This is a genomic window from Dysgonomonas sp. HGC4 (assembly GCF_001261715.1).
Lineage (GTDB): Bacteria > Bacteroidota > Bacteroidia > Bacteroidales > Dysgonomonadaceae > Dysgonomonas_A.
In genome coordinates this window covers 1-13836 of record NZ_CVRU01000188.1, presented here as the reverse complement: position 1 = coordinate 13836, position 13836 = coordinate 1, and the positions used below count along the sequence as shown (strand labels likewise).

Annotated in this window: 13 protein-coding genes; 10 read left to right on the top strand and 3 right to left on the bottom strand. The window is 33.8% G+C overall.

Translation table 11 applies throughout. The features are described 5' to 3' along the window. The first annotated feature begins 287 nt into the window (after positions 1 to 287). The 5 genes from feoB (at position 288) to HGC4_RS17555 (ending at position 4375) form a co-directional block, all read left to right on the top strand. A complete protein-coding gene (gene feoB, locus HGC4_RS17565; protein ID WP_050711444.1) occupies positions 288 to 2768 on the top strand; it encodes a ferrous iron transport protein B in 2481 nt (826 codons plus the stop codon). 76 nt (positions 2769 to 2844) lie between these two features. Continuing rightward, positions 2845 to 2997: a FeoB-associated Cys-rich membrane protein gene (locus tag HGC4_RS18745; protein ID WP_157258381.1), complete on the top strand. Its 153-nt coding sequence runs from the start codon at positions 2845 to 2847 to the stop codon at positions 2995 to 2997. 88 nt (positions 2998 to 3085) lie between these two features. Continuing rightward, positions 3086 to 3274 (top strand): hypothetical protein, encoded by a 189-nt coding sequence (locus tag HGC4_RS18740; protein ID WP_146212723.1) that lies wholly within the window; start codon positions 3086 to 3088, stop codon positions 3272 to 3274. Between the two features lie 75 nt (positions 3275 to 3349). Beyond that, on the top strand, positions 3350 to 3793 hold the full coding sequence (locus HGC4_RS17560; protein WP_050711443.1) for a GNAT family N-acetyltransferase: 444 nt from the start codon (positions 3350 to 3352) through the stop codon (positions 3791 to 3793). A 12-nt stretch (positions 3794 to 3805) separates the two neighbouring features. Further along, positions 3806 to 4375: a DUF1697 domain-containing protein gene (locus HGC4_RS17555; RefSeq protein ID WP_050711442.1), complete on the top strand. Its 570-nt coding sequence runs from the start codon at positions 3806 to 3808 to the stop codon at positions 4373 to 4375. Positions 4376 to 4403: 28 nt separating this feature from the next. On the opposite strand, the gene HGC4_RS17550 is transcribed toward HGC4_RS17555, so the two are convergent. Continuing rightward, positions 4404 to 5468, bottom strand: coding sequence for a glycosyltransferase family 9 protein (locus HGC4_RS17550; protein ID WP_050711441.1), 1065 nt, complete (start codon positions 5466 to 5468; stop codon positions 4404 to 4406). A 264-nt stretch (positions 5469 to 5732) separates the two neighbouring features. On the opposite strand from HGC4_RS17550, the gene HGC4_RS17545 reads away from it, so the two are divergent. The 5 genes from HGC4_RS17545 (at position 5733) to metA (ending at position 10971) form a co-directional block, all read left to right on the top strand. Then, positions 5733 to 6905 carry a DUF418 domain-containing protein gene (locus HGC4_RS17545; protein WP_050711440.1) on the top strand — a complete coding sequence of 391 codons (1173 nt, stop codon included), beginning with the start codon at positions 5733 to 5735 and terminating at the stop codon, positions 6903 to 6905. Positions 6906 to 7086: 181 nt separating this feature from the next. After that, positions 7087 to 8028 carry a type I pantothenate kinase gene (coaA, locus tag HGC4_RS17540; RefSeq protein WP_050711439.1) on the top strand — a complete coding sequence of 314 codons (942 nt, stop codon included), beginning with the start codon at positions 7087 to 7089 and terminating at the stop codon, positions 8026 to 8028. A 60-nt stretch (positions 8029 to 8088) separates the two neighbouring features. Continuing rightward, entirely contained in the window at positions 8089 to 8640 is a 552-nt protein-coding gene (locus HGC4_RS17535; RefSeq protein WP_050711438.1) for a DNA-3-methyladenine glycosylase I, read from the top strand. A 26-nt stretch (positions 8641 to 8666) separates the two neighbouring features. Further along, on the top strand, positions 8667 to 9842 hold the full coding sequence (locus HGC4_RS17530) for a DUF6348 family protein (RefSeq protein ID WP_050711437.1): 1176 nt from the start codon (positions 8667 to 8669) through the stop codon (positions 9840 to 9842). Positions 9843 to 10023: 181 nt separating this feature from the next. Beyond that, complete coding sequence (gene metA, locus HGC4_RS17525; protein WP_050711436.1) at positions 10024 to 10971, top strand: homoserine O-acetyltransferase MetA; 948 nt, start codon at positions 10024 to 10026, stop codon at positions 10969 to 10971. Between the two features lie 114 nt (positions 10972 to 11085). On the opposite strand, the gene HGC4_RS17520 is transcribed toward metA, so the two are convergent. Beyond that, entirely contained in the window at positions 11086 to 12429 is a 1344-nt protein-coding gene (locus HGC4_RS17520; protein WP_242047155.1) for an alpha-L-fucosidase, read from the bottom strand. Positions 12430 to 12658: 229 nt separating this feature from the next. Then, positions 12659 to 13471 (bottom strand): DUF4261 domain-containing protein, encoded by an 813-nt coding sequence (locus tag HGC4_RS17515; protein ID WP_185099986.1) that lies wholly within the window; start codon positions 13469 to 13471, stop codon positions 12659 to 12661. Between the last annotated feature and the right edge of the window lie 365 nt (positions 13472 to 13836).

The window sequence follows — 13836 nt, the reverse complement described above, 5'->3', positions numbered from 1 at the left end:
TATACCATCAATTAGCCATATTATTTATAACAAATATTCTGTAAAAAAAGATGTGTCGAAAATATCAATTTATAGAGAGTTTATATTTTTTAGTTACAAATAATACATAAATATAGCATATCAGATTTCAAAAACATAAAAAATGGGATAAAAAGGGAAGTATTCTAAAATTTAAAATAACCTATTAGTCCTTAAAAAGCCATCCTTATTTAAAATTATTATAAATAATAAAGAGGTATATCGGCAAAAATAAGCATCTTTGTATTCCCTAAAATTAATAAAAAAACATGTTTCTATCTGACCTCAAAACCGGAGAGATTGGTGTTATTGTAAAAGTAAATGGCAGTGGGGCTTTCCGTAAACGAATTCTTGAAATGGGATTCATAAAAGGAAAAGCTATAAAAGTCATACTTAATGCTCCTCTCAAAGATCCGATAAAGTATAAAATAATGGACTATGAGGTTTCGTTACGAAGAAGCGAAGCCAAATTGATCGAAGTAATATATCCTAAAGATAATAAAGAAAAAAAAGCTCTTGTTGAAGAGAAGTACTCATTTGAGAATAATTATGATTGCGAAGAGTGTGTTCTGAAAAAAGCTCCCAATGGAACTAAACAGATAACCATCGCACTAGTTGGCAATCCGAATGCCGGTAAAACGTCATTGTTTAATATTGCATCAGGAGCGCACGAGCACGTTGGTAACTATGGTGGTGTGACTGTTGATTCTAAAGAAGGAAACTTCAAGCACAACGGGTACCAAATCAAAATTGTAGACTTGCCTGGTACATATTCTATATCGGCTTATACCCCCGAAGAATTATATGTGCGAAAATTCTTAATAGAAGAAAAGCCGGATGTTGTAATCAATGTTGTTGCAGCTTCTAATTTGGAACGAAATCTATATCTGACAACAGAATTAATCGATATGGAGGTTCCGATGGTCATAGATTTGAATATGTATGACGAGCTTCAGGAAAGTGGTAGTGAATTTGATCATATAAAACTTTCTAAGTTATTAGGTATTCCTATTGTTCCCACAGTTTGTCGCTCGGGAATGGGTATTCCAGCCTTGTTTGATGCAGTAATCAGAGTTTATGAAAACAAAGAACCCGTAGTACGTCGTATTAAAATATATTACGGACATACTATCGAAAATGCAATTAGTAAAACTAATATCTTACTCGATAAGGAAAAAGGAATTGAACGTATATTCCCTACTCGTTACCTATCTATCAAACTTTTAGAGAAAGATGCGGAAGTTACCAAATATGTGAAGCATGCATATCAGTCGGCTGAAAACATACTGCAAGTAACTGCTGATGAAATTAAAGATATAGAAAGTACTCTTCAAGAAGATACCGAATCAGCAATAACTAATGCCCGCTATGGCTTTGTTGCCGGAGGATTAAAAGAAACATTCAAAGAGAAGCTGAAAGAATCGGATGCCACACGTGTGATTGATGCTATCGTAACCAATAAATATTTAGGTTTCCCGTTATTCTTTATCTTCATGTGGATTATGTTTGAATGTACATTCCGTTTAGGTGATTATCCTATGGGGTGGATTGAATCTGCTGTGGAATGGATAGGTAATATAGTGCGTAATTACATGCCCGATGGTATACTTAAAGACCTTATAGTTGATGGTATTATTGGAGGTGTAGGTGGCGTAATTGTATTCCTTCCAAATATTGTGATCTTATATGCTTTCATTTCATTTATGGAAGATTCGGGCTATATGTCTCGTGCAGCATTTATAATGGATAAGGTAATGCATAAGATGGGATTGCATGGTAAGTCTTTTATTCCATTGATTATGGGATTTGGCTGTAACGTTCCTGCAATACTGGCAACGCGTACTATCGAAAGTCGTAATAGCCGTATGATAACTATGCTTATCAACCCATTTATGTCATGTAGTGCCCGTTTGCCGGTGTATCTGCTTTTTGTAGGGGTGTTTTTTAAAGCCAATGCAGGATTAGCACTATTTAGTCTATATATAATAGGAATATTATTAGCTGTAATATCTGCCCGATTGTTTAAGCGTTTCTTATTTGCGGGTGAAGATGCTCCTTTTGTAATGGAATTACCTCCTTATCGTATGCCTACCCTTAAATCGGTATGCAGACATATGTGGGATAAATCGAGACAATACCTCAGAAAGATGGGGGGAGTTATTCTTATAGCTTCTATTCTTATATGGTTTTTAGGATATTTCCCTCAGGATAGTATCGAAAACCAACAGATAGATACTCAGATCGAAAAAATTGATGAAAGCTTCTCTAGTGGCTTGCTTACTGAGGAAGAGAGAAACGAACAAGTTGATGAGCAAGAAGCTTTAAGAACTACCGACCATACGGAATATTCATATATAGGACGTCTTGGGAAGTTCATCGAACCGGTGATGCGTCCTTTAGGTTTTGACTGGAGAATAAGTGTAAGCTTACTAACAGGAAGTGCAGCAAAAGAAGTTGTGGTGAGTACATTGGCAGTATTATATACCGGAAATGCAGATGAAGATCAATCATCGCTGCAAGAACGTTTATTGAGTAGTACAAATCCTGATGGTACACCAACTTTTACGCCATTGGTTGTGATAAGTTTACTACTATTTGTATTGATTTATTTCCCTTGTGTGGCTACAATTGCTGCAATAAAAGAGGAAGCAGGATCTTGGAAATGGGGACTTTTCAGTGTAGTCTACACTACCCTACTGGCTTGGTTTGTTGCGTTTGCAGTATTCCAGATAGGAAGTTTATTTTTGTGAATAAATTGAACGTTATATAGTAGATGTCTGTTTATAAAAAAGAACCAATTGAATGTTGTAATAAAATTGAAAAATGATGATACAAGAGATAATTGTAACAATAATAGGATTAGCAGTTGCTGCAACTTTAGGATATAAAGTCTATTCTTTCTTCTTCCTAAAGGAGAAATCGGGAGGTGCCTGTGGATGTTCGAGTTGCCATTGCAATGTGGAGAAAAAATTTAAATAACTCCTGCAAAGCTTGGATATTTCGAGAATATTCTATATTTTTGAATTAGCAATTAAGATCAATTAGAAGGAGAGCCTTCTTTAAAATATTGAGTCGTACTGGTCGATTGGGAAACTCATCAATTACATACGAATTCCGAGACAAGCTTCTCTATTCTAATGGCGGGTCACATCCTTCGGGATTGCTTAGGCGCAGTGAATTACAAAGGGATGGAGGCACTCAAATCCTGTTTAACGGAGTTTCGTCTTTATCCATCGGTACGGCTCTCTCATACTAAAAGGTAGATCATCTATATGATCTGCCTTTTTTAGTTGAAAAATAACTGGTAGTTCCATTTAAACAAACACATTTTATGAATATTAGCATTAGAAAATCCACAGAAAAAGACATTCCCGTAATATTTAATATGATTAAAGAGTTTGCTACTTATTTAGGTAAAGCCGACAAAGTGAAAATAAGCATAGACGAACTAATAAAGGAAAAGGATAATTACCATTGTTATTTAGCCGAAAATGAAAAAGGCGATGCTATCGGGTACGCGTTCTATTTCTATACCTATCATACTTGGACTGGAAAGTCTATTTATCTGGATGATTTATATGTAAAAGAAAAGTACAGGAGATTGTCTGTCGGGACAATGCTAGCTTGTGCTTTAATTGATTTAGCAAGACAAACAAAATGCAAATCACTTCGATGGCAAGTATTGGAGTGGAATAAAGAAGCCATTTCGTTTTATAAGAAATTAGGAGCAACTGTTGGTGATGATAGTTTGAATTGTGCTTACGAAATTAAATAAAAAAGTAATATCATGAATATAGAGGATTCTTCGAAACAAACTTACATATCTATGTTACGAGGGATTAATGTTGGTGGGCATCGAAAAATAAAGATGGATGATTTGAAAATCCTCTATGAAAATCTACAACTCGAAAACGTGATGACGTATATTCAGAGTGGGAATGTTGTTTTTCAATCTAATATACAAAGTTGTAAAGCACTATCTGATCTAATTTCGAAGCAAATACATCAACAATTTCAATTGGATGTGCCCGTTATTGTCAAAAGTATTGAGGAGTTTAATGATGTGTATGAAAACAATCCATTTGTGACACAGAATAAAGATACTGAAAAACTTTATATCATTTTTCTATCTGAGAATATAAATGAGCCTGTTATCGAAGAGATCAATAAGTATGCAGGGGATGATTTATTTATCATTTATAAATCAGCTATCTACTTATTTTGCACCAATGGATATGGCAAAACAAAATTGACAAATACTTTCTTTGAAAAGAAATTAAAAATTTTAGCTACCACTCGAGGATGGACAACAGTGTCTAAGCTCAGAGAGATAGCTAAAAGTTCGATGAATAAGTAATCAACAAAGTTTTCTAGGTTGTAATTACTTATTCTCCTTTTTTATCTGAAAGGATTTTATTAATTACTTGTATAAGGTCGTCCGTACTTGTTTTGTTAGTGTTTATGGCTATACTGCCCTTGTTGTAAGGCTGGTATTTATCTATATCACTAATTGAAAATAATCCCACTGTTGGGGTATCAACAGAGCTAGCTAAGTGCATAATACCGCTATCAGCACCTATAAAAACTTCGGTGTTTGTTATAACTGAGCCAATCTCACGGATATCCTTACTGTAATAAGAGGGTGCTTTAAATCCTATCTGAGAAACATTTTCAACGGGCAAAACCTCCAATATATTATAAGTTTCACCATATTCAGCCTTTAGTCTGTCGTATACAGGTTCCCACCACGATTCAGTATAGCATTTACTGCCCGTAGCAAAAGTATATATACAAATTGTCTTCTTTGTGTCACTGACAATATTATCTAAAACGTTTTTACCATTGGCTATTTCCGAAGGGCTTAATTTTAGATCTAAAGGGAAAACAGGCTTGTTGTTCTCTTTAATTCCAAATTGGGTTAGATATTTCCTCAAGTTATAAACTGGGAATTTAGCAATATGAATATAATCGGGGTATTTTGCTCGTAGTTCTTCGCTGTCCTCATTGAAAAACTTCACTTTTGAACGAGTAAGCTGAGTAGAAAGTCTTCCAGATGAGGAACTCATACTAACATTAATCACTAAGTCATAATGGTATTTTCTTAATGAGAACCAAACTTTACTGTATCCTATTAATTCTTTGAATGGTTTTCGAGGTAGCTTAATAGTACGATCAACATTACTGTAGTTTTCAAACAAAATAGGTGCTAGAAATCCTCTAACAAACAGATCAATTTTGCATTCAGGAAATGTTTCGACGAGTTCTTGTACTAAAGGTGTTATTAATAATTGATTGCCTAATCGACTATTAGGTCTACAAATTAAAATTCTTTTTACTTGAAGAGGGTTATTTGAATAATCTTTCTTGCTAATGGTCGATTTACCAATATTACTGGCCAACCCTTGCATTATAACCCTTCTTGCTTGGTTTACTTTACTACTGAAACTCATTTCTATATTTTATTTATTGCTACATTCCTTGAGTAAAAACTCTGGCCGTAAAAATAGACTTTTTTTAGATATTCTTTCATTCTTTTATTACTTTATTTTAGAAGATTGGGTTGTAAAGGATCAGAAGTATATCGATTTAATAAATTAGTGAACATCTTTTGTTAATTATTATAACAAAATCATTTTAGTTGAGGGCTATTAAATATAATATGATATTTTTGTACAAAGTAGAAAATTAAACCTTATTAATATTAAACTAATACTATGAGTGAGTCAAAACGTATTGATGTAGCCGATGTATTACGCGGTTTTGCTATTATGGGAATATTTCTTATTCATACCATTGAGCATTTCAATTTCTATTCGTTTCCTGAAGTAGAAAACGAATGGTTAAAGTTTACAGATAAAGCCATTTGGGATTCAGTTTTTTTTGTTTTTTCGGGTAAAGCATACGGAATATTTGCTTTATTATTTGGATTCAGTTTCTTCATTCAAGATAATAACCGAATGGAAAAAGGAGCAGATTTTAGACCTCGATTTGCTTGGAGGCTTGTTTTGTTGTTTCTCTGGGGAACTATTAATGCAATGTTCTTTACTGGCGAAATATTGGTTTTCTTCTCTATCATGGGGTTTGTATTGCTTTTTGTTTGTCGCTTGTCAAGTAAAGTTGTTTTTATAATTGCAACAATCTTAATGTTACAGCCTTTTGAATGGTATAAGCTTATTTCGGCATTGATGAATCCTGATTATGTAGCAGGTGAAAGTATGGTGGGCTATTATTTCGGAGAAGCATACAAAGTACAGATGAACGGAACGTTTTTAGAGACGGTGAAAATGAATCTTGGAGCGGGACAGATGGCTAACTTTTCGTATGCATGGGAGTATGGTCGTGTTTTTCAAACTGCATCCTTGTTTATGTTTGGTATGCTGGTGGGGCGTGCGGGTTTATTTTTGAATACAGAGGATAATCTAAGATTCTGGAAAAAAGCATTAATTATATCTATATTATGCTTTTTCCCTTTGAGTGGTTTAGTAAATCTGATTCCTCAGTTTATAGATAAAGGACCTGTACTTAGTTCTCTTAAAATAATACTTAACCCTCTGGCAAACCTTATGTTTATGGTTTTCATAGTTTCGTTGATTATTAATCTATATTATACCACTAAGTTTCATAAAATATTAGGCAAATTAGCCCCATATGGCATGATGAGCCTTACTGCATATATTACCCAATCGATAGTTGGCTCTTTCTTATTCTATAATTGGGGACTAGGGTTGCACGATAAGTTGTCTATAACTTTCTCATTCCTTTTGGGGATAGTCTTATTCTTATTACAATATAGTTTTGCCTGCTGGTGGATGAAACGTCATAAACATGGTCCTTTAGAATATATTTGGAGAAAGGCCACATGGATTGGTGCAAAGAACGATAAATAAGAATTGAGATCGGATTGTTTCTTTGGTAAGCTCAAAAGCAATAGTCTTTTATAATCAAAAAGCGCATCCTTAAATACTTTCACCTACTTAATATGAGTGTCGCGAATTAATTTTGTACTTTTGTGCAAAATTAATTCACGATGAATAATTGAACGATTATTCTCAAAACCTGAGACTATAAATGGATGTTTCTTCTCAGAGCCCCTATATGCTGTTTAGTCGTGACAAATGGGCTGCACTACGACAATCTGAGCCAATGACGCTTACGCAAGAAGAGTTGGGGAAATTAAAGGGTATAAATGAAGAACTTTCCATAGAAGAAGTTCAGGATATATATCTGCCTTTGACCCGATTGTTGAGCTATTATGTAAATGCGACCAAAACGCGCCAAGCTGCAACAATGGAGTTTTTGAACGAAAAAGCCCTTAAGATTCCTTTTATAATAGGTGTTGCAGGAAGTGTATCAGTCGGGAAAAGTACTACTGCACGGGTTTTGCAGGCGTTGATGAGTAGATGGAAAGAAAACTCTAAGGTTGCTCTTATTACTACGGATGGCTTTCTTTATCCAAATGCAATTTTGGAAGAAAAGGGATTAATGCTAAAAAAGGGATTTCCTCAATCTTATGATATACATAAACTACTTGAGTTTGTAAGCGACATAAAGTCGGGTAAAGAAGAGGTAAAAGCTCCTAAATATTCCCACCTTATTTATGATGTAGTACCCAATGAATATGAGATCATTAAACAGCCTGATATCTTAATAATAGAGGGTCTGAATGTTTTACAGAGTGGCATGGATTATCCTAAAAGTAAACCTCGTGTTTTCCTTTCTGATTATCTCAACTTTTCGATCTATGTAGATGCTGAAGAGGATATGCTTGAACACTGGTATATTTCGCGTTTCATGAAGTTTAGAAATGGGGCATTTACCGATCCGCAGTCTTATTTTTATAATTTTACTCAATTAGCAGAATCTAATGCCATTAATATGGCTAAAGGTATTTGGCGAGAAATAAACAGGAAAAACTTACGCAAGAACATACTCCCTACTCGCGAACGTGCCAGTCTGATCTTACATAAAAGCGAGGATCATAAGGTTGATTATGTTCGGTTGAGGAAATAAGATCTCCTACCCTATTAAATTCAGTCTTTTATTGAATATACATTTAACTAACTTGACTATATGACCTATTGCGAATTTGTAAATAATCTGACAGAAGATGATAATAATCCTAATAAGGATTATCATAACAATCATTATGGATTCCCTATTACTGATGATAATGAGTTGTTTGAAAGATTAGTTCTCGAAATTAATCAAGCAGGATTAAGTTGGCTAACAATACTTAAGAAGCAAAGTAATTTCAAAAAAGCTTACGATAATTTTGATATAATTACTGTTGCTAATTATACTGATAAGGATATTGAGCGATTGCTTAATGATACAGGAATCATTCGGAATAAATTGAAAATTAATGCAGCAATACATAATGCTAAAGTAATTATAGAGCTGCAGAATGAATTCGGGTCATTTAAGAATTGGATAGACACCAATCATCCTAAAACAAAGGAAGAATGGGTTAAGCTTTTCAAGAAGACATTTAAATTTACAGGAGGAGAAATAGTTAATGAGTTTTTGATGAGTACTGGTTATTTAGCAGGGGCACACGATCAAGATTGCCCAATCCACAATAAAGTACTGGAACTAAAACCTGCATGGAGTACTAAAAACTAGTTAGTATATCTTTATAATAAATGTATATGGATATAAATACTCTGGATCAATATGAAGAATCAGCAATAAAAGTAATCGCTGATTTATTTCGGAGTCATGGAGTTGAATGTCTAGAAGAATCTGGAATATTAGTTTTTCAAAAAGAGACAATAACTGTTGACATACGCCTATTTGATCGTAGTTCGCAGACAGAGTTGAAAATTCTTCAACTAGATGTTCGGGTTAAGATCGGAATCAATTGTGATATAATAGAATCTGTAGCCGGTTTTGGTGATAATTATGAAATTGCCACTAAAAGAGCATTAGAAAACTTTACATACAATTCATTTCATGTAATATTTTCTGCATTTTATACATCTTCTTCTTCTTCTTCTGAAGTAAAAAAATATAACTGTACAATTGGGGATAAACCCTTTGAGGTAACAATGAGCAATATAGGAGTCAGAGGCAAACTCCCGGAATCTTTTCCTACAAACTGGCTCGATCAATTCGAAGAAATCCTTCAAAAGCAGAACCTAGATGAAGGAATACATTGGGTTAGACTCTTCTATGCTCAACAAGATAATAAAATGACTACCTGTGAAGTTTTACTTGATAATGATGTTTGGGGAGATGTGCTTGCACATACCACTAAACTAAATTGGCCTAAAAGTGAAAACTTTTTCTCAGTACGCGTCTTTATGGTATTGACAAGTGGTACTGATATAAGAAGAATCGCAGCACTAATAGGAGGAACAGCAGAATATGAAAATGTGTATGAAAATCTAAAAGCTTATGGCTTGTCTGATTTAGGAATAGAAAAAGCATATTCGATGATACCCGAAGCCTTTGGACGTGCTTTTATTGAATCAATTGGATCTGGAAAGTTTAATTCAGAAGCAATTATTATTAATGATGCAAACGAGCAATTTAATATCGACCTCCATAAAGAAGCTTATTATATGCAAGCTTTTAAACTTGCACAACATATAATACAAGAAGGAATTGATACGAATGGAAAAACTTTAGTGATGATGAGTGCTGCATTAAATGCCTTTGACCAAGCGTTGAAAGCAGGAGAAAAGCCCGAAGATATTGATTGTAGCAAATTTAGTTTGACATTCAATATTCCTCTTTATAAAGGAAACAAAATCTCTAAATATAATACAACAAATAATACTGAAATCGAAAAGAAAAAAAACTTTTGGAAATTCTGGAAATAGTTGGATTAAATTTGTTTGGCAAAGAAAATATACTCTCAATTCGCTTCTTTTGATTGCCTAAAAACATAACTTAGCGATAGACACTCTTATAGAAATACCTTGATAAATATTTCCAATTAGTTATATTTGATAGCTTTTTATATCTTTATTGTTCTAATTGACTAAAAGACCCTAATAGAATATGCCCGTAACACTACCCGATAATCTGCCTGCAATAGAAATTCTTAAGAAAGAGAATATATTTGTAATGACTCAGCTTAGAGCTAAAGAGCAAGATATACGTCCATTAAAGGTGCTTATACTTAATCTGATGCCTATAAAAATAGCTGCGGAAACAGACTTAGTTCGCTTACTATCGAATACTCCATTGCAAATAGAAGTTGATTTTTTGAAACTTTCGACTCACCAATCAAAGAATACACCTATAGAACATATGGAAACATTCTATAAGGAGTTTAATGATGTGCGTAATAGTAATTATGATGGACTCATTGTTACTGGTGCACCTGTGGAGTTGATGGAATTTGAGGAAGTAACTTATTGGCCTGAGGTTTCAGCTGTGTTTGATTGGGCACGTAATCATGTAACATCCACATTTTATATATGTTGGGCTGCACAAGCTGCTTTGTATAATGCATACGGAGTACCTAAACATTTGATGGCAGAAAAAACATTCGGAGTATTCAAGCATACAATCAATGATAGAAGTTTCCCTTTATTCAGAGGGTTTGATGATGAGTTTTATGCACCTCATAGTCGTCATACTGAGATTAGACGAGAGGATATAGAGAAACATCCTGATCTGGAAATATTGGCTGAATCTGACGAAGCGGGTATATATATAGTTGTAGGACGTGGAGGTCGAGAGTTTTATGTAACAGGACACTCTGAGTATGCACTCTATACCTTACATAACGAATATGTACGCGATCTGGAGAAAGATTTGCCAATAAGCATACCTAAGCATTATTATAAACACGATGATCCTAGTTTAAAACCGATTTCTCGTTGGACTGGTCATGGTAATTTGTTATTTAACAATTGGATTAATTATTTTTTATATCAGGAAACACCATTCGATTTGTCTCAGATCAAAGAATTGGAAAATTTAAAGCCTACTCGAGAATAAGGTCTTGACCTATTTATTACTTTCAATTACTTGATAAAACAAATAATTAAGATAAAATAAAAAAGCAGCTTCATTACAAAAATGAAGCTGCTTTTTGCATTATGATAGTTTAGGTTAAAGTTCTTTTGTTATTTCAGCTTTCAGTACTTGTACTGAGCAATCTTTAAATAAGCTTTGTGGTATATCAAAAGTAACTCCACTATTTGCTTTTGAAAACGAAATAGGCATATCTGATTCAAGAACCACACAATCCTTAATAGTTGAAACATCAAATGGTAAATCAACTTTACCAGTAGCATTAGTCAAACTAATATATAGATAGTGCTTATTGTTTTCTGATTTCTGAGCCAAATAAACACCAGTAGGAGTTTCAACCTTTACAGGTTTTGTTCCGTATATAGATTCTTGATTAGGAATCATCCATGCACCCATTTCTCTCAAACGACGGGTTGCAGCTTTAGGGAATGTTCCATCGGGCTTGGGTCCGATATTCAAAAGGTAATTTCCTCCTTTTGATACATTGTTTACTAAATAGCCAAGCATTTCAGAAGCAGGTTTCCATGCATAATCTTTGGCATGCCATCCCCAAGAATGTACCATCGTTGCGGGAGTTTGCCAAGGTTTATCAAGCATCTTCTCAGGATATTGATTATCGTGCATTTCTAGTAAATCAATATTATCCCCAGGGTTTAGATAAGATATACGTCCGTTAATCAAACACTTCGAACTGTTTTCACGTACAAGAGCAATCAATTCGTCTCGACGTTTATCTGTGATGTGTGTTGGCCAATCCCATGTATCGAACCATAATAAGTCAGGATCGAAATTGACTAATAACTCTTTCACTTGTGGCAGAGATTTTTCTTGCCAGTATTTTTCGAACTGATCATCTGGAATCATTGTCATCCAGTTAGGCATTCCTCCACCCGGATATTCCCAATCTTGCCAATGTGAGTAATAGAATCCGTATTTAATTCCATATTTTTTACATGCAGCTACCAGTTCGGCCAGAATATCTCTTTTGAAAGGTGTATTGGTAACTTTGAAATCTGATACTTTAGTATCCCACAACGCAAAACCATCGTGATGCTTTGATGTAATTACAAAATAACGCATCCCCGCATTTTTAGCTTCTGCAATCCATGCATCTGCATCAAAATCGACAGGATTAAATGTTTGAGCCAGCTTTTGGTATTCACTACCTGGTATTTCCAAGCGCATTTGAATCCATTCTGCATACCATGTATTTCCATTTTCTAGAGTACTATCGGGCAATGTTCTGTTTTTGTAACTTCCTTCAAGCATAGAATAAAGTCCCCAATGAATAAACATACCAAATTTGGCATCTTTAAACCATTCTGCCTTTTGGGGATCGAGTGATAGTGATTTATTCTGAGCAAACGTAAGATTTGCACATATACATAAACCAATAATAATACTGAGAGATCGACGCATCATATATTACTGTTTTAGATTTTAAGGTCATAGACCTAGTGATTAGTTTATTTCGGTTTTATAATAGATTTAGTAAGATTAGTGGAATCTCAAAGTTAATAAATTATCAAAATTAGTAGTGTTAATACCTATCTAAAATTAATAGACACTATTTTCGATCTAAAGTAATGTAGATTATAATAACTAACTCTGAGTGTGTTCTTTATATAAAATGAAAAAGTATGTAATTCTTTTAAATGGTAAATTTTAAACTTACTCCATCAACATAAATTCCTTTAGATATATTGACTTTTAGTTTCACACCTCCCGAGAGGCTATAGATCTCTTCATCTCTAAATGTAATATCCTTATCTATAATATGTGTTGCAATACTTAAGATCATAGTATATAAGCGATTCGTATCAAGACCAGAATCGATAATTTCTATTTCGGGTTTTCCAAAATTAAATAATCCATACGTATATGCATCAATACCACTAGCAGTAGAGCGTAGTCCTATGTATATCCATGCAGATATAGGAATTCTATTCATCTTTAAATCGTCAACAGCCGATAGATAATGATCTTTATGTAATAATAATGTTTCGTTGCCTTGATAGATAGCGATACAGTTTTCGGATGTGATAAGAATTGAACAAAGCAATTTACTGAGAATTGTGAAACGTTCTATTTGAGTTTTTTCACCTCCTAAAATAGATACAATGGCGTGACCTGTATGCTTTTCTAGTTCTTTGGCTGCATCTCTCCAAACGTATGCATAGGGAATCACTTCGTCAAGTTCTTCTTTAGGAATAGGAATAGGCATGTTCCCCAAAGCGATGGTTAATCCATCTATTTCGAAAGCAGCAGTTTCGTTATCTCCTTCGATATTTGAAACATTCAGGCCCCAAAAACCTTTAAGATTCTCTACAACTTTATCTAATTTGAGAGAGCCTCCATTTATAAATATAGGCATTGCTAAAAGTACTTTCTCTTTTCTGTCTTGCTCGATAGTTTGTATTTCTACTTTTTTGTTTTTGCTCCTAAAAAAACTAAATAATCCCATAATTGATGTGTAATTTTGAAGATAACCCTTTCGTTCGAATGAGTTAGATAAACATTTTATCATACTAAGGTAAACATTTTTCAGAAATAAAAGAGTCTACTTTACTTAGAAGGTCTTTAATTAGTTAAAGCATTCTTTATAAATTGTTAATTTGAAGCTTGTTATTAAACTTTTCATATGCATAGACTGTTTTAAAGTTACATATATAAATAAACTTAATACAATCTCTCCATGAAGACAAATGATACAAGAAAAATAAAAGAAGGCGACGTTTTATTTAGTGTCGATCCCCAAAGGTTGGTAATCGCCACAACAAATGTAACACAAGTCAAAAATGGTTATGGAAAGGTTTCTGTTCGTCATTC

Excerpts from the sequence above, each read along its gene's own strand:
- feoB (WP_050711444.1), top strand. The coding sequence starts at position 288 with ATGTTTCTATCTGACCTCAAAACCGGAGAGATTGGTGTTATTGTAAAA.
- HGC4_RS18745 (WP_157258381.1), top strand. The coding sequence starts at position 2,845 with ATGATACAAGAGATAATTGTAACAATAATAGGATTAGCAGTTGCTGCA.
- HGC4_RS17560 (WP_050711443.1), top strand. The coding sequence starts at position 3,350 with ATGAATATTAGCATTAGAAAATCCACAGAAAAAGACATTCCCGTAATA.
- HGC4_RS17555 (WP_050711442.1), top strand. The coding sequence starts at position 3,806 with ATGAATATAGAGGATTCTTCGAAACAAACTTACATATCTATGTTACGA.
- HGC4_RS17550 (WP_050711441.1), bottom strand. The coding sequence starts at position 5,468 with ATGAGTTTCAGTAGTAAAGTAAACCAAGCAAGAAGGGTTATAATGCAA.
- HGC4_RS17545 (WP_050711440.1), top strand. The coding sequence starts at position 5,733 with ATGAGTGAGTCAAAACGTATTGATGTAGCCGATGTATTACGCGGTTTT.
- coaA (WP_050711439.1), top strand. The coding sequence starts at position 7,087 with ATGGATGTTTCTTCTCAGAGCCCCTATATGCTGTTTAGTCGTGACAAA.
- HGC4_RS17535 (WP_050711438.1), top strand. The coding sequence starts at position 8,089 with ATGACCTATTGCGAATTTGTAAATAATCTGACAGAAGATGATAATAAT.
- HGC4_RS17530 (WP_050711437.1), top strand. The coding sequence starts at position 8,667 with ATGGATATAAATACTCTGGATCAATATGAAGAATCAGCAATAAAAGTA.
- metA (WP_050711436.1), top strand. The coding sequence starts at position 10,024 with ATGCCCGTAACACTACCCGATAATCTGCCTGCAATAGAAATTCTTAAG.
- HGC4_RS17520 (WP_242047155.1), bottom strand. The coding sequence starts at position 12,429 with ATGATGCGTCGATCTCTCAGTATTATTATTGGTTTATGTATATGTGCA.
- HGC4_RS17515 (WP_185099986.1), bottom strand. The coding sequence starts at position 13,471 with ATGGGATTATTTAGTTTTTTTAGGAGCAAAAACAAAAAAGTAGAAATA.